Raw genomic sequence first — 22,085 nt, forward strand, 5'->3', positions numbered from 1 at the left:
ATGGTAATGACCACGCTCGGGTTAGGGTCGACGCCATGGCAGTAATGGACACTGTGGTTCAGACCCTCGACGGTGCGGTCGACGGCAAGCGCGGTCGCGGAGCGCGTCGCGGCACCATCTCATGGCGGGGCATCCCCTTCGCGGAGCCGCCCGTGCGGCAGCACCGGTGGCGGGCACCGCGCCCGGTGACACCCTGGCCGGGGGTACTCGAGTGCTACGACTACGGGGCCGCACCGATCCAGGACAAGCTCTTCACGGCGCGCGGGGCCGGTAAGTTCCAGCCGCGCAGTGAGGACTGTCTGACCCTGAACGTCTTCGCGCCGTCGACCGTCTCGGCTACGCCGCGCCCTGTCATGGTGTTCAACTACGGCGGTGCCTACATCCTCGGCGGCACGTCGACACCGATCTACGACGGCGCGTACCTCGCTCGGGCGCGCGACGTGATCGTGGTGACGGTGAACTACCGCTACGGTCCGCTCGGATTCCTCGACTTCAGCGACTACTCGACCGACGAGCGGCCGTTCGACGCCAACGTGGGGCTGCGCGACATGGTCGCCGGTCTGGAGTGGGTGCAGCGCAACATCTCCGCGTTCGGCGGGGATCCGTCGCGGGTGACGGTGTTCGGTGAGAGCGCGGGCGGGTCGGCGGTGCTCACGCTGCTGTCCACGCCGTCCGCGAAGGGGCTGTTCTCCGGAGCCATCTCGCAGAGCCCTGCCCCGGACCTGATCGTCAGCAAGGACAATGCGCGCCTGTTCGCCGACGAGTTCGTCCGGATACTGATCGATCCCACCCGGCGCAAGGGGCCCGAGCGCGACGAGCCGCCTCACGATCCGGCGCTGGTGGCACGCGTACTCGGGGGCGCCACAGCGACCGAACTACTGCGCGCGGGCAACAAGCTGATCGGCTTCACCCGCGGTGCCCGGCTCACCGACCCGATTCCCTTCGCCCCGGTGGTCGACGGCGACTATCTCCCGCAGCATCCGCTCGACGCGGCGCGCGACGGCAACACCATCTCGGTCCCGACCATCATCGGCAACAACAAAGACGAGGGCGAACTGTTCGCCCGGTTCTGGAACATCCTTCCCGACAGCGACCAGGCACTCGTGGGGCTCGGCGACACCGGCGACGCCGATCTGCTGCAGAACCTCTATCCGGTCAAGCGCCGCGATGTGATGATCGCTGCCGATGCGACGTTCTGGACCCCGACGATCCGGTTCGCCGGGTATCACAGTGACCACGCGCCCACGTACGTGTACCGCTTCGACTACGCGCCGCTGCTGCTGAAGGCCACCGGAATCGGTGCGACCCACGCGACCGAACTGCTGGCGGTGTTCGGCACGTACCGGGATCCGATCGGCGTCGGTCTCGCCGCCGCGGGCAGTTGGGGGTCGACGAAGCGGATCACCGCGACGATGCAGTCGATGTGGAGTTGGTTCGCGCGCACCGGCGTGCCCGCACCGGACTGGCCGCGCTATACGCGCGAGGATCGCAGGGTGATGGTGCTGGACGATCCGACGCGCGTGGAGATCGATCCCGACCGGGACCGCCGCGAGGCGTGGGACCGAATTCATCTGGGGGAGCCTTCGTGAGACGTCCCGCGATGATCGCGGCGGTGACGTGCACCGCCGCGATCGCGCTCGCGGGATGTTCCGGCGGGAACGAGTCGGCGGTGTCGCCTTCGGACTCGATCCCGACTCGGGTCACGGCCTCGTCCTCGGTCACGAGCAGCGCCCCGACGCCGGTGCTTCCGCCGCCGTACATCGCGTCGGCCGATTGGGTGCAGACCGAAGTGGGACCGAGCCTGCAGATCGCCCCCACTCCCAACGGCCGGAGGGTGCAGTCGCCGACGGCGGGCGACGAGGCGTGGCGCGAGGTCCTTCGACTCGATCCGGGCGCGGACACCCCGGGGATGAAGGCGCAGTTCGACTGTCACTGGACGTTCGCCCGCATCGTCCAGCCGGACAAACCGACCTGGAACATCGAACCGAACCGTCCCGTGGTGTCGCCCGAGGAGATGATCTCGAGCCGCTGCAATCCGGGCGGTCCGGAGGAGTAGGGGACCGAGGGTCCCAGGCCGGTCGAGCGAGTCGAGGAGCGTCGCTCGGCCGCCGCCTCAGTCGCGTGACCGCATCCCCACCACGCGGCAGACGAGGTAGATGGCGAACGAGATGGTGGTGACCATCACCGACACCGGGAGCTCGGGCGCGAGCGACAGGATGAGCCCGCCGATGGCGGAGACTCCGGCGAAGACGACCGACAGCACCACCACGACCGTCGGATTGGCCGACAGCCGGACCGCCGCTGCGGCCGGAGTGATCAGCAGGCTCATCACCAGCAGGGCGCCGATGATCTGCACGCCCTGCGCGGCCGCGAGACCGACCAGGATCGCGAACACCACCGACAGCAGCCGCACCGGGACGCCGGACGCCGCGGCGACCCGCGGATCCAGGCTGGCGAACATCAGCGGACGGTAGATGATCGCGTACACCACCACCACGACCGCCGCGGTCACCGCGACGGCGATCAGTCCGGTGCGTCCGACACTCGCCACCTGCCCGGCCAGCAGTGCGAAGCCGGTGCCGACCCGGCCGTAGAGACTCAGGAACAGCACGCCGAGACCGAGGCCGAAGGCCATGACGGCACCGATCACCGAGTCCCGTTCCCTCGCGCGGCGACCCAGGAGCCCGAACACCGCGGCCGCGAACACCGCGCCGATCACGCCGCCGATGTTCACGCCCACGCCGGCGAGCAGCGCCGCGGCCGCACCGGTGAACGAGAGCTCTGCGGCACCGTGGACGGCGAAACTCATCTGCCGTGCGACGATCATCGGACCCAGCAGGCCGCCGAGCAGCGCGAGCAACGCGATGGCGAGCACCGACTGCTGAACGAAGCCGCGGGAGAGCAGGTCTGCCGTCTGCGAGAAGTTCCAGAAGTTGCCGATGTCGGCGGCGAGCACGGTCGTCGTCGGCGCGATCACAGATCCTCCCCGGCGACCGCGAATCCGGCGTCGGTCCCGAGTACGTCGCCCGGATACTGATGAGCGACGCAGTGGTGATCGTCCTCGCCTCCGATCACCACGAGCCGCCCGCCGATCCGGAGCACCTCCACCGGGCTGCCGTACAGCTCGGTCAGGGTGCGCGTGTTCATCACCTCTTCGACGGCGCCGATGCGGAACGATCCGCCGGCCAGGTAGAGCACGCGGTCGACGAACGGCAGCACCGGATTGAGTTCGTGAGTGACGAACAGGACCGCGGTGTCATCACGCCGCCTCCGGGCGTCGAGCAGATCGACCACCACCCGCTGGCTCGCGAGATCGAGACTGGCGAGCGGCTCGTCGCACAGGAGGATGGCCGGGTCGCGGGTGAGCGCCTGCGCTATCCGGAGCCGTTGCTGCTCGCCGCCCGACAGCAGCCCCAGCGGCCGGTCCGCGAAGCCGGTGGCGCCGACCTGTCGGAGCGCCGAGTCGACGGCGGTGCGCCGACGGGACATACCGCGCAGCCCGATGCCCCAAGCGGAGCCGTCGACGCCGAAACCGACCAGGTCGCGGCCGCGCAGCATCATCGTGTCGGAATCCTCGGCGTGCTGCTGCGGCACGTATCCGAGACTGCCGTGTGCGGAGATGGTCCCGGTGGTGGGTACGGTCTGGCCGAGGATCGCGCGCAGCAGTGAGGTCTTGCCCGAACCGTTGGGGCCGAGGACGGCGATGAACTCGCCGGGCGCGATGTCGAGGTCGAGGCCGCGCCAGAGGACGCGGTCGCCGAACTGCAGTCCGACGTCGCGAAAGCTGAGTACCGCGTCGGTCATCCGTTCAGCGCCTTCGCCAGCGCATCGATCTGACCGCGCTGCCACGCGATGTAGTCGGTCACGCCCTCGGGCAGGCTCTCGGTGAACTCGACCACCGGGATTCGCGCCTTGCGGGCGGTGTCGAGCACGGCCTGAGTGCTCGGGTCGACGGCCTGGCGGTTGTAGATCAGGACCTTGGCGCGGTGCTGGGTCAGCAGGTCGTCGAACTTCGCGCGGTCGGCGGCCGACGGCGACTGTCCCTGCTCGACGGCGTCGACGAAGCCCGGGGGAGCGATGTCGACCAGTCCGGCGTCGGTGAGGACGGCCGCGGCGAGCGGTTCGGTGGACGCCACCTCGGTGCCGTCGTGGTGCGCCTTGATGTCGGCCAGAGCGGCCCGCAGTCCGTTGATCTGGCTGTTGAAGACGCCGGCGCGGTCGCGGTAGTAGGCGGCGTGGGCCGGGGCGATCTCGGCGAGCTCGTTCGCGATCGCGTTCGCGGTGTCGGCGACGGCGGCGAGGTCGTAGAAGACGTGCTCGTTGCCGCGCGTCTTGTCCGACCGCACGTCCGCGGCCACCACCTCGGCACCCTTCGCGTCGGCGGCCGCCTCCTCCATGAAGTGGTCGTAGTGGTCGCCGTTCATGACGATGAGGTTGGCGTCCTGGACGCGAGCGGTATCCGCACTCGACGGCTCGAACTCGTGGGGATCGCCGTCGGGCGAGGTGTACAGGGCGCTGACGTCGGCGTGTTCGCCGCCCACCGCGCTCGCGACGGAGGCCCACACGTCGGTGGACGCGACGACGACGGGTTTGTCGGTGGGCGCGGGACCGTCGTTGCCGCCGCATGCGGCGGCAACGACGGCGATGAGGAGGGCGAGGGGCGCCAGGAGGGCGCGGCGCGCGGACCCGGTCTTCGTCATCGGGAGGTTCCTTTGGAAGATAATGAAAATCGTTACCGGGAAAGTGTATTACCGGGGTGCCGTTGATGTCGAAGCGATGCTCAAGTGCGCATGAGTCGCCGCCTGCGCATGTGTCGAGCGCGGCCGGCCGCATTAGGCTGGGGTCATGACCGCTGGCTCCGCCCCGAGACGCATCGCTCTGATCTCGGTGCACACCTCCCCGTTGGCGCAGCCGGGCACCGGTGACGCCGGAGGAATGAACGTCTACGTCTGGCAGACGGCCACCAGGCTGGCGCGCCGCGGTGTGGAGGTCGAGATCTTCACGCGTGCCACGTCGTCGGCGGACGCGCCGGTGGTCGCGGCCGCCCCCGGGGTCACCGTGCGCAATGTGGTCGCGGGTCCCTTCGACGGCCTCGACAAGCGTGACCTGCCGAGCCAGTTGTGCGCGTTCTCGGCGAACGTACTGCGGGCGGAGGCCGCCCAGGAGCCCGGCTACTACGACCTGATCCACTCCCACTACTGGCTCTCGGGCCAGGTCGGCTGGCTCGCGCGCGACCGCTGGGGAGTGCCGCTCGTGCACACCGCGCACACGCTCGCCGCGGTCAAGAACGCCTCGCTGGCGGCGGGGGACGCCGCCGAGCCGATGCTGCGTGTGGTCGGTGAGCAGCAGGTGGTCGACGAAGCGGACCGTCTCGTCGCGAACACCGCCACCGAGGACGGCGAACTGGTCCAGATGTACGGCGCCGATCCCTCCCGCATCGACGTGGTGGTGCCCGGCGCCGATCTGGACCGCTACTCCCCGGGCGACCGAGCGGCCTCCCGCGCCGCGCTCGGGCTGGATCAGAACGATGTGCTCGTCACCTTCGTCGGCCGGATCCAGCCCTTGAAGGCGCCGGACGTCCTGGTCTCGGCGATGGCGCCGCTGATCGCGGGCGACTTCTCCGGGCGTCTGCGCGTGCTGGTGGTGGGCGGACCGTCGGGCAGCGGACTGGCCCGGCCGTCGGCACTCATGGACCTCACTCGGCAACTGGGAATCGCCGACCGCGTCGACTTCCTGCCGCCGCAGCCGCCGGAGCGGCTGGTGCACGTCTACCGGGCGTCCGATCTGGTGGCGGTGCCGAGTTACTCGGAGAGCTTCGGGCTGGTCGCGATCGAGGCGCAGGCGTGCGGAGTGCCGGTGATCGCCGCGCGCGTGGGCGGACTCGGCGTGGCGGTGGACGACGGCCGCACCGGTGTGCTGGTGGACGGTCACGACATCGGCGTCTGGACCGACCGCCTCGCCGAACTCGTCGCCGACCCGGATCGCCGCGCGGGAATGGGGCGGGCGGCCGCTCTGCATGCGCGGCAGTTCTCGTGGGAGCACACCACCGACGCGCTGCTGGAGAGTTACGACCGAGCGATCGCGGCGTTCGGCGGCGACGTTCGACGCGATGCCGGGCGATTCGGCATCCGACGCTGGAGGAACCGATCGAGGGTGATGGTGTGAACGCAGACGAGACGGCCGCGGCCCTGAGCGCCGCTCTGGACGAGACCGGCATCGAGTACGTCCGGAAGTCGTCGGGCGGTGCGAAGTCCGAGCACTTCGTTCTCGAGCTTCCCGGAGAACGGAAGCTCAAGACCACGGTGCTGCTCACCGCCGGCGCGCACGGGGTCCGAGTGGAGGCCTTCGTCTGCCGCCGCGCGGACGAGAACCTCGAGGCCGTGTACCGGTATCTCCTCAAACGCAATCGCCGGCTCTACGGGGTGGCGTACACCCTCGACAACGTCGGCGACATCTACCTGGTGGGGCGGATCTCCGCGGAGGCGCTCTCGCGCACCGAGGTGGACCGGGTGCTCGGCCAGGTCCTCGAGGCCGCCGACGGCGACTTCAATCAGATCCTCGAGATCGGTTTCCTCACCTCGATCCGTCGCGAATGGGCCTGGCGCAAGGCCCGGGGCGAGTCGATGCGGAACCTCGCGGCCTTCGAGCATCTGATCGACGAGGACGATCTGCCGCAGATCGCGCCCCTCGACGATCCCGACGCGGAACCGGTGTGGTCGGTCGGCGACGCCGGAACAGCCCCGTCGTAGTGTCTCGAATGTCGGGTAGCGTGGGGACCTGACCAACACGACAATGCCCATTGTCGAATATCCCGTCATCTCCAGAAGGGTCACCATGAGCTTCGCATCGCCGTATCCCGACGTCGAGATCCCGAACGTCAGCGTCTACGACTACCTGTTCGGTGGACTCGAGGAGAACGACCTCGACCGGGTCGCGCTCATCGACTCGAAGTCGGGTGCGCAGACCACGTACCGGCAGTTGGTCGGACAGATCGACGCCGCGGCGGGTGCGATCGCGGCGCGCGGGCTCGGCGTCGGCGACGTGGTCGCGATCCTGTCGCCGAACATCCCGGCGTTCGCCACGGTGTTCCACGGCGTGCTCCGCTCCGGCGCGACCGCCACCACGCTCAACGCACTGTTCACCGCACCCGAGATCAAGAAGCAGCTCCTCGACTCCGAGGCGAAACTGCTCATCACCATCTCGCTGCTCGCACCGGCCGCGATCGAGGCGGCCCGCGAGGTGGGACTGGCGGACGACGCCGTGATCGTGCTCGACGGCGAGGGCCAGGCGGCCACCGGGCATCCGAACGCCGCCGAACTCCTGGGGGGAGGGCATCGCGCACCGGAGGTGAGCTTCGACCCGGCCACCCACATCGCGGTGCTGCCGTACAGCTCGGGCACCACCGGCAACCCCAAGGGCGTGATGCTCAGTCACCGCAACCTGGTCGCCAACGTCGCGCAGATCGAGCCGCTGCAGGGGATGAAGTCCGACGACGTGATCCTCGCCGTCCTCCCGTTCTTCCACATCTACGGCATGACGGTGCTCCTGAACGCCGCACTCAAGGCCCGGGCGAGCCTGTTCGTGATGCCGCGCTTCGACCTCGTCGAGTTCCTCGAGGGCATCCAGAAGCACAAGGTCACCTATGCCTTCATCGCGCCGCCCGTGGCCGTCGCGCTCGCCAAGCATCCGATCGTCGATCAGTACGATCTGTCGTCGCTGCACACCATGCTCTCCGGCGCGGCGCCGCTGGACGAGGAACTGGGCCAAGCTGTGGCCAAGCGTCTCGGCCTGCACATGCTGCAGGGCTTCGGCATGAGCGAGGCCTCGCCGGTGAGCCACCTGATCCCGTTCGACGGCGGTACGGGCACGCGCGGTGTCGAGGCACCGCTGTCGTCGGTCGGCTGGGCCGTACCGAACTCGGAGAACCGGATCGTCGATCCGGCCACCGGGGAGGACATCGACATCCCCGCCGACGGCGTGTCCGAGCCCGGTGAGCTGTGGGTCCGCGGACCCAACGTGATGGTCGGCTACCTCAACAACGAGGCGGCGACCGCCGAGACCATCGTCGAGGGCGGCTGGCTGCGCACCGGCGACATGGCGACGGTCGACTCGACCGGCTGCGTCACGATCGTCGACCGGCTCAAGGAGCTCATCAAGTACAAGGGTTATCAGGTTCCGCCGGCCGAGCTGGAGGCGCTGCTGCTGACGCATCCGAAGATCGCCGACGTCGCGGTGGTCGGCGCGCTCGACGCCGACGGCGAGGAGATCCCGAAGGCCTTCGTCGTGGTCGCCGAGGGCGCGGAGCTGACCGCGGACGAGGTCATGGCGTTCACCGCCGAACGCGTCGCGCCGTACAAGAAGGTCCGGGCCGTCGAGTTCATCTCGGCCGTCCCCAAGTCGGCCTCCGGCAAGATCCTCCGCAAGGATCTGCGGAAGTAGGCGGTCGGGGCGCGTCACTCGGTCGCTCGACCGCCGCGGCCGTATGGGAAACTATGCGGCATGAGCAACGGCACCCTGATCCTGATGCGACACGGCGAGAGCGAATGGAACGCGTCCAACCAGTTCACCGGCTGGGTCGACGTCGCCCTGACCGACAAGGGACGGGCGGAAGCCGTCCGTGCGGGAGAACTGCTGGTGGAACACGATCTGCTGCCCGACGTCCTGTACACGTCGCTGCTGCGCCGTGCCATCACCACCGCGCAGATCGCGCTCGACACCGCCGACCGTCACTGGATCCCGGTGGTCCGCGACTGGCGGCTCAACGAGCGTCACTACGGCGCGCTGCAGGGGCTCAACAAGGCGGAGACGAAGGCGAAGTACGGCGACGAGCAGTTCATGCTGTGGCGCCGCAGCTACGACACCCCGCCGCCCGCGATCGCGCCCGACAGCGAGTACAGCCAGGTCGGCGATCCGCGATACGCCGGAATCGAGGTGCCCCTCACCGAGTGCCTTCAGGACGTGGTCGAGCGGCTGATCCCGTACTACACCGAGGCCATCGAGGCGGACCTGCGCGCCGGTAAGAACGTTCTGGTCGCCGCCCACGGCAACTCTCTGCGGGCACTGGTGAAGCACCTGGACGGCATCTCGGACGCAGACATCGCCGGGCTGAACATCCCGACCGGCAACCCGCTGCGCTACGACCTCGGCGACGACCTCCGCCCGACCACCGCGGGCGGGGTGTACCTGGATCCCGAGGCCGCGGCCGCGGGTGCGGCAGCCGTTGCGGCGCAGGGCAATAAGTAGCCCGAATCCGCATGGCGCCGCCGGTGTGGCCTGCGCTACATTGGTACGTATGACTGACGGTACTCTAGAGGTCACCCATCTCTCGGTGCAGGAGCGCTACCGCGCCCATCTGACCGACGGAGACGGTGAACCGGTCGAGGTCGGGTACATCGACTACACGCAGGACGGTGATCGGCTCGCGCTGACCCACACCGTCGTCTACGAGCGCTTCGGCGGGCGCGGCTTCGCGGCCCAGTTGGTCAAACACGTTCTCGAGGACGTTCGCGCCAACGGGCAGCGGGTCGTGCCCGTCTGTTCGTATGTTCAGAAGTACGTCGAGAAGCACCCCGAGTACTCGGACATCGTCGTCTCCTGATCGTTAATCTCCCCGCAACCCAGGAGAACCCGGCGTGAACGAGCGCCGAAAACTGTTCGCCCAGGCTGCGAACACCCGTCGATCCGACGTAAGCTTCGGGATGTGTCCGGCGATCGGACACATTCTGTTCGAATGTCGTTGAGGCGAAGCAGGGAGTCGTGCGGCGGAAGACGCGATCACGGTGAGTACCCGATCTGACGAATCCGGTTCGGAGGACACACCACTGGAAGATCTGGTGATCGTCGACGACGGCCGGTCGAGGCCCGACCTCCTCGGACTGATCGTCGCGCACACCACCACCGGGATGGTCGCCGTCGACGAGTTCCACAACGTGGTCCTCTACAACAAGCGCGCCGTCGAACTCGGCATGGTTCGCGACACGATCGCCGACGGAGTGGCCGAGGCCGTCACCGAGGTATTCGTCACCGGCATCGATCGGCATTTCGATTTCGTTCCGCCGCATTCGTCGCTGGGCTTCCTGTCGACGGGCCGCACCATGCCGCGGCAGGTGGAGAACGTCCGCTGCATCGCACGGCTCGCGTCCCGAGACGGCGAGCGGTACGCCCTGGTGTTCGGCGACGACGACTCCACCAATCAACGGGTGGAGGCCACGCGACGCGACTTCGCCGCCAACGTCTCACACGAGTTGAAGACGCCGCTCGGCGCCATCAGCCTGATGGCCGAGGCGATGCTCGAGTCGCGCGACGACCCCCAGGCGGTGGAGCACTTCGGCCGCCGGGTGCTGAAGGAAGCGACCCGGATGGGCACGCTGGTCAACGAGCTGATCGGGCTGTCGCGCCTGCAGGAGGGCCGGATCCCCGAGTTCCAGGCGGTCGACGTCGACTCGCTGGTGGAGGATGCGGTGGCCGCCGCCGGCGTCTCCGCGGAGGTCGCCGAGATCGAACTCGTCGCTGATGCGGCCAGCGGACTGCAGATCCAGGGCGACCGCACCCTGCTGCTGACCGCACTGTCGAATCTCCTGGTGAACGCCATCAATCACTCGCCCGCGGGCGAGGTGGTCTCGGTGAGCCGCAAGGTGGTGAACCTCGACGACGAGGAGATGGTCGTGATCGCGGTCACCGACCGCGGTATCGGGATCGCACCCGCCGACCAGCAGCGGGTCTTCGAGAGGTTCTTCCGCGTCGACAAGGCGCGGTCGCGCGCGACCGGCGGCACCGGGCTCGGGCTGGCGATCGTCAAGCACGTGGCGGCCAGTCATGGCGGTCACATCGGACTGTGGAGTCGGCCCGGAACCGGATCGACCTTCAGCCTGTACATCCCCATCGACCCGGCTTCACCGAGCGACGACGGGTCGACGAACGCAGAGGAACTCACGAGTTGACGCACGTACTGATTGTCGAAGACGAGGAATCGCTGGCCGATCCGCTGGCCTTCCTGCTCCGTAAGGAGGGGTTCGAGGCCAGCATCGTCAACGACGGTTCGGAGGCGGTCTCGACCTTCGAGCGAGTCAATCCCGACATCGTCCTGCTCGACCTGATGCTGCCGGGTGTCTCCGGCACCGAGATCTGCAAGTCGATCCGGGCCAAGTCGGCGGTGCCGGTCATCATGGTGACCGCGCGTGACAGTGAGATCGACAAGGTCGTCGGACTGGAGCTGGGGGCCGACGACTACGTCACCAAGCCGTACTCGGCACGCGAGCTCATCGCCCGCATCCGCGCGGTCCTGCGGCGCGGGGGAGTGGTGGCCGACGACGAGGACGCCGCCATCGGCGTCGTCGAGGTGGGACCGGTGCGGATGGACGTCCAGCGGCACACCGTGACGGTCTCGGGCGAGGAGGTTACGCTGCCGCTCAAGGAGTTCGACCTCCTGGAGTATCTGCTCCGGAACTCCGGCCGGGTGCTCACCCGCAGCCAGCTGATCGACCGGGTGTGGGGCGCCGATTACGTCGGCGACACCAAGACGCTCGACGTGCACGTGAAGCGTCTGCGTTCGAAGGTCGAGCCCGATCCGTCGCAGCCGCGCCATCTCGTCACCGTCCGCGGCCTCGGATACAAGTTCGAGCCCTGACAGAGCAGCGGGCCCTGACAGCGCAGCGGGCCGGCGCGGTCACAACTGTTCGTACTTGATGTCGGTGCTTCGGCGGGAGGTGGCCGCGGCGGTCGCCGGATGCACCGCGACGAGTCCGAGGTCGTTGCGCCGGCGGCAGGCCGCCGCGAGAACCTCGTAGGCCGCCTCGCCGATGAGCTCGATCAATTCGGGCCGGTACGACTCGAAGACCTGCTTGGCGCCCGTGTGTGCCTCGGGTGAGCCGGAGCAGTACCAGTCGAGGTCGTGCCCGCCCTCGCCCCAGCCCCGGCGGTCGAACTCCGTGAGCGTGGTCTTGAGGATCTCACTGCCGTCCGGCCTGGTCACCCAGTCCTGCTCGCGGCGCATCGGCAACTGCCAGCAGACCTCGGGTTTCACCGTCAGCGGCTCGATGCCGCGGCGCAGCGCCATCGAATGCAGCGCACAGCCCTGACCGGCGGGGAATCCCGGGCGGTTGAGGAAGATGCACGCTCCGTCGTGCAGACGGGTCTTGAGCGACGGTTCGCCCTCCAGATCCTCGGCCTCCTCGAGGTAGCCGTCGTCGCCGAGCGGGTCGGGCCCCGAACCGCGGTCGAAGAGCTCCCAGTCGTCGCGCGTCAGGAGCGCCACTCCTGCGGCGAGCTTCTCGCGATCGTCGTCGTCGGTCAGGTAGGCGCCGTGTGTGCAGCAGCCGTCCGACTGCCGGCCGGCGACGATTCCGTGACACGCCGGGGTGCCGAAGACGCAGTTCCACCGCGACAGCAGCCACGTCAGGTCGGCGCTGATCAGGTGCTCGTCGTCGTCGGGGTCGACGAACTCGTACCACTCGCGCGGGAAGTCGAGGGGCACTTCGGGGACGCGGTCATTCCGCCGCTTCTTCCCGGGCTTCTTACTAGAGCCAGACACGGGGTTCCTCCATCGGTACAACGCTCCACGGTAGACCTTCGGCTCGCATCGCCGTCCGCCGCGCAGTAATTTTGGTCAGGTGCGATTAGGAGTGCTCGACGTGGGCAGCAACACCGTTCATCTGCTGGTGGTCGACGCGCATCGGGGCGGTCATCCGACGCCGATGAGTTCGACGAAGGCGGTGCTGCGGCTGGCGGAGGAGATCGACGGCACCGGAAAGATGACCAAGGCCGGTGCGGATTCGCTGACCGCGACAGTCAAGGACTTCACCCGGATCGCCAAGGCCTCGGGCTGCGAGCAGGTGATGGCCTTCGCGACCTCCGCGGTACGCGACGCCACCAACACCGGAGAGGTTCTCGACCAGGTCAAGAAGGCCTCCGGGCTCACCGTCGACGTACTGGAAGGCGTCGACGAGGCGCGGCTGACCTCCCTCGCGGTACGCCGCTGGTACGGCTGGAGCGCGGGCCGGATCCTCACCTTCGACATCGGCGGCGGCAGCCTGGAGATGACCAACGGGGTCGACGAGGAGCCGGATGTCGCGCTGTCGCTGCCGCTCGGCGCCGGGCGGCTGACGCGCGAATGGCTGCCCGGCGACCCGCCGAGCAAACGTCACGTCTCGGTGCTGCGGGACTGGCTCGACGCCGAGCTGAAGCAGCCCGCCAAGGAACTCCGTGCCGCGGGGAAGCCGGATCTGTCGGTGGGTTCGTCGAAGACCTTCCGGTCGCTGGCGCGTCTGACCGGTGCCGCGCCCTCCGGTGCCGGGCCGCGGGTGCGACGGACGCTCACCGTGAGCGGCCTGCGTCAACTGATCGCGTTCATCTCGCGCATGACGGCCGCCGATCGCGCCGATCTGGAGGGGGTCAGCGCCGATCGCGCGGCGCAGATCGTGGGCGGCGCACTGGTGGCGGAGGCGGCGATGAGGGCCACCGGTGTGGATACACTTGAGATCTGTCCGTGGGCTCTGCGGGAGGGCGTCATTCTCCGTCGTCTGGATGCGGAGCCGGCCGGGGCGATGGTGAGCACCGGCTAGTCGATCGACTTTTTACGGGGGTACCCCAGGTATGGCGAAGGATTCCGAACCACGCGCGAAGCCGATCACGGTCTCGGAACTGATCGCTCGATCCGAGTCGAGCGGTTCCGCGTTTCCCAAGTCCGACGAGGACGACCGCCCGACGCGACCGGTCATCGGGGCATCCGGAATGCCGTCGCACGTTCCCGCCGCACCGAAGCTCCCCGACCCCGTAGACGACGCCGATCCGAATGTGGTGACCGGAATCATCCCCATCGTCGGCGACGATGACGAGTCGCCGCTGGCGCCGGTGCCCGGCGACGATCTGGTCGGCGTCGACCTGCCGCCGCTGGAGTACCGGTCGGCCGTCACCGATCCGGGCCCGGAGCCGGACCCCGATCTGGTCGGTACCGCGCAGTTGAGCCCGATCACCGACTCGGCGGCCGAGCCGGTGGCCGGCGACGACGTCGCCGACGATCATCGCCGTGTCGCGTCGGCCGCCGATCTGGAGGCCGCGGAGGCCGAAGAGGCCCAGGCCGAGATGGAAGCCCAGCAGCGTGCCGAACACCTCGCCGAAGAGGAGTCGGAGAAGCGCAGGAAGTCGCACAGTCCCTCCGCACTGATGGGCTGGCTGAGTCTGATCGCCGAGGTGGTGATCGGTCTGGCTGCCGGTGCCGGTCTGTTCTGGGGCTTCACCGAACTGTGGAAGCGCTACATCTACCTGGCGCTGATCCTGGCCGTCGTGGTGATCTTCGCGATCGTCACCTTCGCCCACGTCCTGCGGAAACGAGATCTGCCGACCACATTGTTGGCGCTCGGCGTCGGAATGCTGGTGACCATCGGGCCACTGGTCCTTCTGGCGGCCTGAGTCGGTCCCGGTGTCGCAGCTGCGTTTCCCGATCCCGATCGGGCTGTCCACCGCGTCGGTCTACCCGCAGAGCACCGAAGCAGCGTTCGGCTACGCCGCCGATCTGGGCTACGACGGGGTCGAGTTGATGGTGTGGGGGGAGGGCGTGAGCCAAGACATCGCCCACGTCGCCCATCTGTCCGCTCGGTACCAGGTGCCGGTGCTCTCGGTCCACGCGCCGTGCCTGCTGATCTCGCAGCGCGTGTGGGGACGTGACCCGAAGGCCAAGCTGCGGCGATCGGTGCAGGCGGCCGAAGACCTGGGGGCGACGACGGTCGTCGTCCACCCGCCCTTCCGCTGGCAGCGCGACTACGTGCGCGGCTTCGACGATCTCGTCAAAGAACTGGAGGCCTCCTCCGATGTGGCGGTGGCCGTGGAGAACATGTTCCCGATGCGGGCCGACAGGTTGTTCGGCGCCGGTCACAAGGCGGCCAGGCGGATGGCCGAGCGGGGCGGGTCTCCGGGACCGAGCGCGTCGGCCTTCGGCAAGTCCATCGATCCCACGGTGGACGGATACGAGCACTACACCCTCGACCTCTCCCACGCCGCGACGGCAGGCGCCGACGCCCTCGCTCTGCAGACGCGGATGGGAGACGGACTCGAGCATCTGCACCTCACCGACGGCACCGGCGCCGCCCACGACGAGCATCTGATCCCCGGGGACGGCTCGCAGCCGTGCATCGAAGTGTGCAAGAGGCTCGCCGACAGCGACTTCTCCGGCGCCGTGATCCTCGAAGTGCACACCGGATCGGCGCGGACCCGGAACGAGCGCGCCGCGATGCTCGCGCGGTCTCTGGACTTCGCCCGCACCCATCTTCACCGCGACCCGAAGGACACTCGGCATGACGACTGATCTGGCCTCCCTGACCGACCTGGAACCGAACGGGGTGAGCTCGGACGGCCGCGCGGCCTATCGCGCCCGGATCGATCCGGTCTTCACGATCGGGCCCAAGGTGCACGGCGGGAGTGTTCAGATGGTGGTCGCGGCCGCCGCCGAGCGTGCCTACCGCGATCTGGGCGGGCCGGACCCGCAGGCGGCGGTCCTGGCCGTCTCGAGTGATTTCCTCCGGGCTCCGGATCCGGCGGAGGTCGACGTGACGGTGTCGTTGGTGAAGACCGGCGCGACCGTGTCGCTGGTGCGAGTCGATGTGCGCCAAGACGAGCGCGTCTGCGTGACGTCCACGGTGACGCTCGGGCGCCCGGATCACGGAGACGCGCGCTACCGGGGCCACTCGAGCGTCGGTGACCTGCCGGCTGCCCCGCCGACGGGCTCGGCCGACCTCTACTCCACTCCGGTCGGCGAGGTGGTGCATCTCGGGGCGGCACTCGACGTGGTTCTGGACATGGACCGTTTCCCGGCGCTTCGCGGCGAGACCGGCGACCCGGTGGTCCGCGGCTGGACTCGACCCAAATGCGCCGACCGTCTGCCCGTCGCCGTGAGCGCGGGGTTCCCGATCCTGGTGTGCGACCTGTCTCCTCCGGTGGTGATGAACCTCGGTATGTTCGGCTGGGCTCCCACGGTGCAGCTGACCACCTACCTGACCAGAGTCCCCGCTCCCGGATGGCTGCGATTCGCGGCCGAGAGCCAGGAGGTGGGGCAGCGGATGTTCGCCGAGGACCACATCGTGGTGGACTCGACCGGTGCGACGGTGGCTCGCTCGCGGCAGCTGGCACTGACTCCCGCCGGGCGATGACTCTCCCCGGCGCTGATACGCAAGACTTCGACAAACTGTGAAAGGTAGTGATCGCACATGACCGAGCGGGTCGCGATTATCGGTGGCGGCAAGATCGGCGAGGCACTCCTCGCCGGACTGATCAGCGCGGGGAAACCCGTCAAAGACCTGGTGGTCGCCGAGCGCTCGCCGGAGCGGTCGGCCGAGTTGGTCGCCGACTACGGCGTCCGGGTCTCCGACGACATCCCCGACGCCGTCGAGGGGGCGCGCGTGGTCTTCATCGCGGTGAAGCCGGACGCCGTCGACATGGTGCTGCAGAAGCTGTCCGTCGCCGAGGACAACGGCGAACTGGAGCGGATCACGGTCACCCTCGTCGCAGGTATTCCGACGCCGCGGTACGAGGCGGCGCTGCCCGCCGGTTCGCCGGTCATCCGCGTGATGCCGAATACGCCGATGCTGGTGAACGAGGCCATGTCGGCGGTCAGCCCCGGCCGGTACGCCGAAGACGACCAGGTGGCGCTCACCGTCCGCCTCCTCGAATCGGTCGGCAAGGTGATGGTGGTGCCCGAGAAGCTGATGGACGCCGTCACCGCCATCTCCGGCTCCGGTCCGGCGTACTTCTTCCTGATGGTGGAGGCGATGATCGACGCCGGTGTGGCGCTCGGACTGACCCGTCCGCAGGCGAGCGAACTGGCCGTGCAGACGATCAAGGGAGCCGGGTTGCTCCTGAGCGAGTCGGGACTGTCGCCGGTGGAACTGCGCGCGGCCGTCACCTCGCCCGCCGGTACCACCGCGGCGGCGTTGCGCGCGTTCGAGCGCGAGGGCCTGCGGCATGCGGTGAACGAGGCCACGCTGGCTTGCGCGGAGACGAGCGCCAAAACTGCACGTCGAGTGGAAGTTGAGGGTTCGGGCGGAGGTGTCCAGCTGGGCGCCGAGACCGCAAGCGAGCAACAGTAGCGCCTCAGCCTGCGCTTATCCGGGATCTGCCGTCGGCGCGGCGAGTTGCACCCCTGGGATTCCGCCACTCACGTCGCACTTTTCACATTGGTCACGCTAGGCTGCTAGCAGCACGTACGTGTCTGATGTCCGCCGGAGGGGAAGCCGGTGGCCGCGATGCGTGCACTGAAGGTTGGTATTTTCATGGCTGCTGCAGAAAAGCCCGGCGAACGGAATGAATTCACTGATCGCGGAGTCGGCAACTCCTCCGCCACGCAGTTCCTCACCGTCGCCGAAGTCGCATCGCTGATGCGAGTGTCGAAGATGACCGTGTACCGACTCGTCCACAACGGTGAACTGCCGGCTGTGCGCGTCGGCCGGTCGTTCCGCGTTCACGCCAAGGCCGTGCACGAATACTTGGAGACCTCGTACTTCGACGCCGGCTGACCGGTCGAGATCGCCTGCGATCCCCCTCGCGCCCCGCGCCGAGGGGGTTTCGGCGTCTCTCCGGCGGATCCGCCCGAACGGTGGCGTGGGGCTGATTAGCCTCACGTTCGTCCGATCGGTAAGATTATCCGTCAGGTCGCTGTCGCCTGGTTGCAACCCCTGTCGGCGACGGCCCGGCATGAGTCCTCGGGCCAGGCCACATGAGTTCATCAGTACCGATCGTGAGGGAGACCCCATGGGTTCCGTAATCAAGAAGCGCCGCAAGCGCATGTCGAAGAAGAAGCACCGCAAGCTTCTGCGCCGCACGCGAGTCCAGCGCCGCAAGCTCGGCAAGTGAGCCACTCAGAACCCGCCCTCGTGGCGGGTTCTGTGCTTTGCGGGGTCGGCGATAAAGTGGGCCCATGACCGAGGACCGGAGTGGCGAGCAGCCGCCGCGCTCAGTGCTGGTGACCGGGGCGTCCACCTTCCTGGGCGGGTACCTGGTCACCCGATTGGCGGCGAACCCCGACATCGAACGGGTCGTCGCCGTCGACTCCCGAGTGCCGACCAAGGTGCTGATGCGCCGGATGGGACGCGCCGACTTCCTGCGTCTGGACATCCGGCGTCCGGCGATCGCGAAGGCCATCGCGAGCTACGACGTGGACACCGTGGTGCACGCGGCGCCGTCGATCCTCGACAGCGTGGAGCACACCGCCGCGATCAAGGAACTCAACGTGGTCGGCACCATGCAGGTCTGCGCGGCGTGTCAGCGGAGCCCGTCGGTGCGGCGGCTGGTGCTGCGTTCGAGTGCGATGGTCTACGGTGCGGGGCCCAGCGACCCGGGCTTCTTCTCGGAGGGCACGCCGGCGCGCAAGGAGCCGCGGCGGGGCTACGGTCGCGACCTGATCGACATGGAGGGCTATGCGCGCGGACTCGCGCGGCGCCGACAGGACATCGACGTCTCGATCCTGCGGTTCCAGTCGATCCTCGGCCCGCGGATCCGGACCCGCATGAGCGCGTATCTGTCGCTGCCGGTGGTGCCGACGGCCTTCGGGCGTCAGCCCCGGTTCCAGTTCCTTCACGAGGAGGACGCGCTCGCCGCCCTCGAGCACGCCACCCTGAACCGGCGTCCGGGCACCTTCAACATCGCAGGCGACGGTGTGGTGACGCTGTCGCAGTCGGTGTACCGCGCAGGACATCTGAAACTTCCGGTGCCGGCAGGGTTGATCTCGCCGCTGACGGGCGTGCTGCAGGGCGGCGGCCTGCCGGGCATACGGTCGGAGAACACCTCGTACCTGTCCTACGGGCGGGTTCTCGACACCACCCGGATGCGGACCGAGCTCGGCTTCGTTCCGCGGTATTCGTCGCTGGAGACGCTCGACGATTTCATCGAGCGGGGCGGAAGCGAGCCGGTGATCTCGTCGGACACGTGGCGGGCGTTGGAGCATCAGGCCGTCGCGGCGGCGACGCGGCTTCAGTAGACCGGTGTCGCGCGCATACGATATGAGCAGGGTTTTCCAGAGCGGGGGTATCGAAGATGGCAGCGGCCGAACGGCCCGGTGATTCGCGTACGGCGAAGGTCATCGCGCTCTACACGGATCCGAACGCGCAACGACGTTCAGCGGGAACCGGGCATCCGAACACCGACGGTTTCGGCCGCCCCGCCGCCGGCGTGACGCCGATCCACGAGGGCATCGAACTCCACGACGAACCATCCGCCCCGGTCGAACCGGTGCGGCATTCGCCGCTGTTCAGTCTCGGTGGGCTGCGCGGGGCGATCGCGGACTCGCTGATCGCCACCAGCGGGTTCATCAGGGAACGGCTCACCGGCGACTACGAGGTGGACGAGTTCGGTTTCGATCCACACTTCACCGAATCGGTCTTCTTCCCGGCAGTGCGCCAGGTGTACGAGAAGTGGTTCCGTGTAGAGGTGACCGGAGTCGAGAACCTGCCGACCGCCGGAGCCGGCCTGCTGGTGGCGAACCATGCGGGATCGATCCCGATCGACGCGGTGATCACCTCGCTCGCCGTGCGCGACAACCATCCCGAGGGCAGGTACCTCCGACTGCTGGCCGCCGACATGGCGTTCGAGACGCCGGTGGTCGGAGACCTGGCCCGGCGGGTGGGCGCGACCCTGGCGTGCAACGACGACGCCGACGCGCTGCTGCGTCGCGGGGAGCTCACGGCGGTGTGGCCCGAGGGGTACAAGGGCATCGGCAAGCTCTACAAGGACCGCTACAAGCTGCAGCGCTTCGGCCGCGGCGGATTCGTGACCACCGCATTGCGCACCGGTGCGCCGATCATCCCGGTCTCGATCGTCGGATCGGAGGAGATCTACCCGATGATCGCCGACCTGAAACCGCTGGCGCGGGCACTCGGTCTGCCGTACTTCCCGATCACGCCGCTGTTCCCGTGGCTGGGGCCGCTCGGGGTGATCCCCCTCCCGTCCAAGTGGCACATCCACTTCGGCAAGCCCATCCGGACCGACGGTTACGACGAATCGGCCGCCGACGACCCGATGACCGTCTTCGACCTCACCGATCACGTCCGCGAGGAGATCCAGCAGACCCTCTTCCGGATGCTGAGCCGCAGGGGCTCGGTCTACCTCGGCTAGCGGCACCGCCAGCCGGCCACCGCGCACTGGTGATCGGCGTCGCTGCCCGCCGCCAGGACCGTTCCGTCGGCTCGCAGGCCCAGGCTGTGCTCCGCGCCCGCCGCGACGGCGACCACATCCCGCCACGACGACACGGCGCACTGTCCGCGACTGTCGTCCCCCGCGGCCAGCACACGTCCGCGCTCGTCGACTCCCAGCACGTGGTGGCTGCCCGCGGCGATGTCGACGATCCCTCGCCATCGGCCCGTCTCGGCCAGGCCGTCGCCGGTGGTCAGCACCCGGCCGTCGCGGGTGACCGCCACCGTGTGCAGAGAGCCTGCGGCGACAGCGCGGACCCGTCGCCAGTCCGCGACCTCGCACTGGCCGCGACGATCGTTGCCCGTCGCGACCACGGTGCCGTCATGGCGGAGGCCCACTGAGTGCCAGTCTCCGGCCGCAACAGCCACCACGTCTCTCCAGCAGCCCACCTCGCACGCACCTTCCGCGGTGCGTCCGGCGGCCGCCACCGTCCCGTCGGCCAGGACCCCGAGGGTCCGGCGCCAGCCGGCGGCGATGGCGACGACCCCGGTCCAGTCGGAGACCTCGCACTGGCGGTCGCCGTTCCACCCGGTCGCCGTCACCGTCCCGTCGGCGCGCAAGCCGACGGTGTGCGAGCGGCCGGTGTTGGCAGCGGCGTGGACGTTGCCCGCCGCCACGGCGACCACCTCACGCCAGTGGCTCACGGCGCACTCGGGAGCATTCGGCCTGCCTGCGGCGACCACGCGGCCGTCCCGCCGGACTCCGACGGAGTGGCGGCGCCCGGCCGCGATGACGGGACGCGGATTCACCGCCGGGTCACCTGCGGCGCAGCACCTTCGATGCGACCGCGGCCGCGCCGCCCGCGGCACCGACCACCATGGCGGTCTGCACGCCGTACTTCGCCGCTTTGCGTGCGGTGCGGAAGTCGTACTGCTCCCAGCCCCGCACGCGGGCGATCTCACGCAGGTCGGGGTCCGGGTTGATCGCGACGGCGGTGCCGACCAACGAGAGCATCGGAACGTCGTTGTGCGAGTCGGAGTACGCGGTGCAGCGTTTGAGGTTGAGGCCCTCGCGGACGGCGATCGTGCGGACCGCGTGAGCCTTGCCCGGACCGTGCAGGATGTCGCCGACGAGCCTGCCGGTGAAGACGCCGTCGACGCTCTCGGCCACGGTTCCGAGCGCGCCGGTGAGCCCGAGCCGCTTGGCGATGGTCTGTGCGAGTTCGACCGGAGTGGCGGTGACGAGCCAGACCTGCTGTCCCGCATCCAGATGCCGTTGGGCGAGCGCCGCGGTGCCCGGCCAGATCTTGTCGGCGATGTACTCGTCGTAGATCTCCTCGCCGAGTCGGACGAGTTCGGCGGTCTCACGCCCGGCGATGAACGACAGCGCCTTGTCTCGGCCCTCGGCGACGTCGCCGGCGTTCTCCTTGCCGGTGATCCGGAACTTGGCCTGCTGCCACGCGAATTCCATGATGTCGGTGTAGGAGAAGTAGTTCCGTGCGGCGAGGCCGCGGGCGAACAGCACGATCGACGCACCGTGCACCAGCGTGTTGTCGACGTCGAAGAAGGCGGCTCCGGTCAGGTCGGTGACCTGGCCGCCGTCCGTGTCGGGGGTCCGCGCGCGCAGTGATTCGATCGCGGCCTTCGCGGCGGCCTCGCCGGCGAGCACCTGGCGGAGTTCGCCGGCCGTCTGACGGAACCGGCCGGCGCGCTGGGAGATCCATTCGCCGACCCGTCGAGCGTCCTCATCCTCCGAGCGCTCCTCCGCACGGCCGGCTTCGCTCCCGTCCGGACCGTCGAGCAGGTCGCCGTCCCGGTCCTCGCGCGGTTCGTCGTCGTGCGCCACGTCGTACTGCTCCGCCTCCAACTCGGCGGCCTCGTGCCGGTCCGCCTCGAGCTCGGCCGCCTCCTCGGCGGTGAGGTCCTCCGAATCGGGACGGTCCATCGAGTCGCGGCTCACGGGCCACCCTCCTT

The 22,085-nt window shown here is 68.8% G+C and carries 24 protein-coding genes; 18 read left to right on the plus strand and 6 right to left on the minus strand.

Annotated elements, in window-relative coordinates; all coding sequences use genetic code 11:
* Window positions 1-35 precede the first annotated feature (35 nt).
* Both P5P27_RS01465 and P5P27_RS01470 read left to right on the plus strand, forming a co-directional pair.
* Window positions 36-1,589: a carboxylesterase/lipase family protein gene (locus tag P5P27_RS01465; protein WP_045536862.1), complete on the plus strand. Its 1,554-nt coding sequence runs from the start codon at window positions 36-38 to the stop codon at window positions 1,587-1,589.
* An 11-nt stretch (window positions 1,590-1,600) separates the two neighbouring features.
* Window positions 1,601-2,056, plus strand: a complete 456-nt coding sequence (locus tag P5P27_RS01470; RefSeq protein ID WP_006894278.1) for a DUF2599 domain-containing protein — start codon at window positions 1,601-1,603, stop codon at window positions 2,054-2,056.
* Window positions 2,057-2,113: 57 nt separating this feature from the next.
* On the opposite strand, the gene P5P27_RS01475 is transcribed toward P5P27_RS01470, so the two are convergent.
* The 3 genes from P5P27_RS01475 to P5P27_RS01485 are packed head-to-tail and all read right to left on the minus strand — an operon-like array spanning window position 2,114 to window position 4,700.
* Window positions 2,114-2,977, minus strand: a complete 864-nt coding sequence (locus P5P27_RS01475; RefSeq protein WP_278126064.1) for a metal ABC transporter permease — start codon at window positions 2,975-2,977, stop codon at window positions 2,114-2,116.
* Window positions 2,974-3,804 (minus strand): metal ABC transporter ATP-binding protein, encoded by an 831-nt coding sequence (locus tag P5P27_RS01480; protein WP_278126065.1) that lies wholly within the window; start codon window positions 3,802-3,804, stop codon window positions 2,974-2,976. Before P5P27_RS01480 ends, P5P27_RS01475 begins: the two co-directional genes overlap by 4 nt.
* Window positions 3,801-4,700, minus strand: coding sequence for a metal ABC transporter solute-binding protein, Zn/Mn family (locus tag P5P27_RS01485; protein WP_278126066.1), 900 nt, complete (start codon window positions 4,698-4,700; stop codon window positions 3,801-3,803). The genes P5P27_RS01480 and P5P27_RS01485 overlap by 4 nt, the downstream gene beginning before the upstream one ends.
* 145 nt (window positions 4,701-4,845) lie before the next feature.
* Here P5P27_RS01485 and mshA point away from each other — a divergent pair, with 145 nt between their 5' ends.
* The 7 genes from mshA to P5P27_RS01520 all read left to right on the plus strand — a co-directional run bounded on the left by mshA (window position 4,846) and on the right by P5P27_RS01520 (window position 11,626).
* Window positions 4,846-6,165 (plus strand): D-inositol-3-phosphate glycosyltransferase, encoded by a 1,320-nt coding sequence (gene mshA / locus P5P27_RS01490; protein ID WP_278126068.1) that lies wholly within the window; start codon window positions 4,846-4,848, stop codon window positions 6,163-6,165.
* Window positions 6,162-6,749 carry a type III secretion system chaperone family protein gene (locus P5P27_RS01495; RefSeq protein ID WP_006894284.1) on the plus strand — a complete coding sequence of 196 codons (588 nt, stop codon included), beginning with the start codon at window positions 6,162-6,164 and terminating at the stop codon, window positions 6,747-6,749. The genes mshA and P5P27_RS01495 overlap by 4 nt, the downstream gene beginning before the upstream one ends.
* Before the next feature lie 85 nt (window positions 6,750-6,834).
* Window positions 6,835-8,439 carry an AMP-binding protein gene (locus tag P5P27_RS01500; protein WP_278126070.1) on the plus strand — a complete coding sequence of 535 codons (1,605 nt, stop codon included), beginning with the start codon at window positions 6,835-6,837 and terminating at the stop codon, window positions 8,437-8,439.
* A gap of 60 nt (window positions 8,440-8,499) precedes the next feature.
* Window positions 8,500-9,243 carry a phosphoglyceromutase gene (locus P5P27_RS01505; protein ID WP_006894287.1) on the plus strand — a complete coding sequence of 248 codons (744 nt, stop codon included), beginning with the start codon at window positions 8,500-8,502 and terminating at the stop codon, window positions 9,241-9,243.
* 49 nt (window positions 9,244-9,292) lie between these two features.
* Entirely contained in the window at window positions 9,293-9,598 is a 306-nt protein-coding gene (locus tag P5P27_RS01510) for a GNAT family N-acetyltransferase (RefSeq protein ID WP_006894288.1), read from the plus strand.
* Window positions 9,599-9,779: 181 nt separating this feature from the next.
* Window positions 9,780-10,940, plus strand: coding sequence for a sensor histidine kinase (locus P5P27_RS01515; RefSeq protein WP_006894289.1), 1,161 nt, complete (start codon window positions 9,780-9,782; stop codon window positions 10,938-10,940).
* Complete coding sequence (locus P5P27_RS01520) at window positions 10,937-11,626, plus strand: response regulator transcription factor (protein WP_278126073.1); 690 nt, start codon at window positions 10,937-10,939, stop codon at window positions 11,624-11,626. The genes P5P27_RS01515 and P5P27_RS01520 overlap by 4 nt, the downstream gene beginning before the upstream one ends.
* A gap of 39 nt (window positions 11,627-11,665) precedes the next feature.
* Here the strand turns inward: P5P27_RS01520 and P5P27_RS01525 are convergent, their stop codons facing one another.
* Window positions 11,666-12,529, minus strand: a complete 864-nt coding sequence (locus tag P5P27_RS01525; protein ID WP_006894291.1) for a DUF3109 family protein — start codon at window positions 12,527-12,529, stop codon at window positions 11,666-11,668.
* A gap of 79 nt (window positions 12,530-12,608) precedes the next feature.
* Between P5P27_RS01525 and P5P27_RS01530 the strand changes: the two genes are divergently transcribed.
* The 9 genes from P5P27_RS01530 (at window position 12,609) to P5P27_RS01570 (ending at window position 20,094) form a co-directional block, all read left to right on the plus strand.
* Window positions 12,609-13,559 (plus strand): Ppx/GppA family phosphatase, encoded by a 951-nt coding sequence (locus tag P5P27_RS01530; protein ID WP_006894292.1) that lies wholly within the window; start codon window positions 12,609-12,611, stop codon window positions 13,557-13,559.
* Window positions 13,560-13,590: 31 nt separating this feature from the next.
* Window positions 13,591-14,406 carry a hypothetical protein gene (locus tag P5P27_RS01535; RefSeq protein ID WP_278126076.1) on the plus strand — a complete coding sequence of 272 codons (816 nt, stop codon included), beginning with the start codon at window positions 13,591-13,593 and terminating at the stop codon, window positions 14,404-14,406.
* Window positions 14,407-14,416: 10 nt separating this feature from the next.
* Window positions 14,417-15,298, plus strand: a complete 882-nt coding sequence (locus P5P27_RS01540; protein ID WP_006894294.1) for a sugar phosphate isomerase/epimerase family protein — start codon at window positions 14,417-14,419, stop codon at window positions 15,296-15,298.
* On the plus strand, window positions 15,288-16,139 hold the full coding sequence (locus tag P5P27_RS01545) for a thioesterase family protein (protein WP_278126078.1): 852 nt from the start codon (window positions 15,288-15,290) through the stop codon (window positions 16,137-16,139). The genes P5P27_RS01540 and P5P27_RS01545 overlap by 11 nt, the downstream gene beginning before the upstream one ends.
* Window positions 16,140-16,196: 57 nt before the next feature.
* Entirely contained in the window at window positions 16,197-17,075 is an 879-nt protein-coding gene (proC, locus tag P5P27_RS01550) for a pyrroline-5-carboxylate reductase (protein WP_006894296.1), read from the plus strand.
* 183 nt (window positions 17,076-17,258) lie between these two features.
* On the plus strand, window positions 17,259-17,501 hold the full coding sequence (locus tag P5P27_RS01555; protein WP_039866574.1) for a helix-turn-helix domain-containing protein: 243 nt from the start codon (window positions 17,259-17,261) through the stop codon (window positions 17,499-17,501).
* 235 nt (window positions 17,502-17,736) lie between these two features.
* Complete coding sequence (locus P5P27_RS01560) at window positions 17,737-17,838, plus strand: 30S ribosomal protein bS22 (protein ID WP_003402602.1); 102 nt, start codon at window positions 17,737-17,739, stop codon at window positions 17,836-17,838.
* Window positions 17,839-17,902: 64 nt separating this feature from the next.
* The gene (locus tag P5P27_RS01565; protein WP_062366311.1) at window positions 17,903-18,961 is read left to right on the plus strand and encodes an NAD-dependent epimerase/dehydratase family protein; all 1,059 of its coding nucleotides are present in this window, start codon (window positions 17,903-17,905) and stop codon (window positions 18,959-18,961) included.
* Between the two features lie 56 nt (window positions 18,962-19,017).
* Complete coding sequence (locus P5P27_RS01570; RefSeq protein ID WP_006894299.1) at window positions 19,018-20,094, plus strand: lysophospholipid acyltransferase family protein; 1,077 nt, start codon at window positions 19,018-19,020, stop codon at window positions 20,092-20,094.
* On the opposite strand, the gene P5P27_RS01575 is transcribed toward P5P27_RS01570, so the two are convergent.
* Both P5P27_RS01575 and P5P27_RS01580 read right to left on the minus strand, forming a co-directional pair.
* Entirely contained in the window at window positions 20,091-20,921 is an 831-nt protein-coding gene (locus P5P27_RS01575; RefSeq protein WP_006894300.1) for an RCC1 domain-containing protein, read from the minus strand. The genes P5P27_RS01570 and P5P27_RS01575 overlap by 4 nt on opposite strands.
* A gap of 7 nt (window positions 20,922-20,928) precedes the next feature.
* Complete coding sequence (locus P5P27_RS01580) at window positions 20,929-22,071, minus strand: HAD family hydrolase (RefSeq protein WP_278126084.1); 1,143 nt, start codon at window positions 22,069-22,071, stop codon at window positions 20,929-20,931.
* Between the last annotated feature and the right edge of the window lie 14 nt (window positions 22,072-22,085).

The organism is Gordonia sihwensis, assembly GCF_029632925.1.
GTDB lineage: Bacteria > Actinomycetota > Actinomycetes > Mycobacteriales > Mycobacteriaceae > Gordonia > Gordonia sihwensis.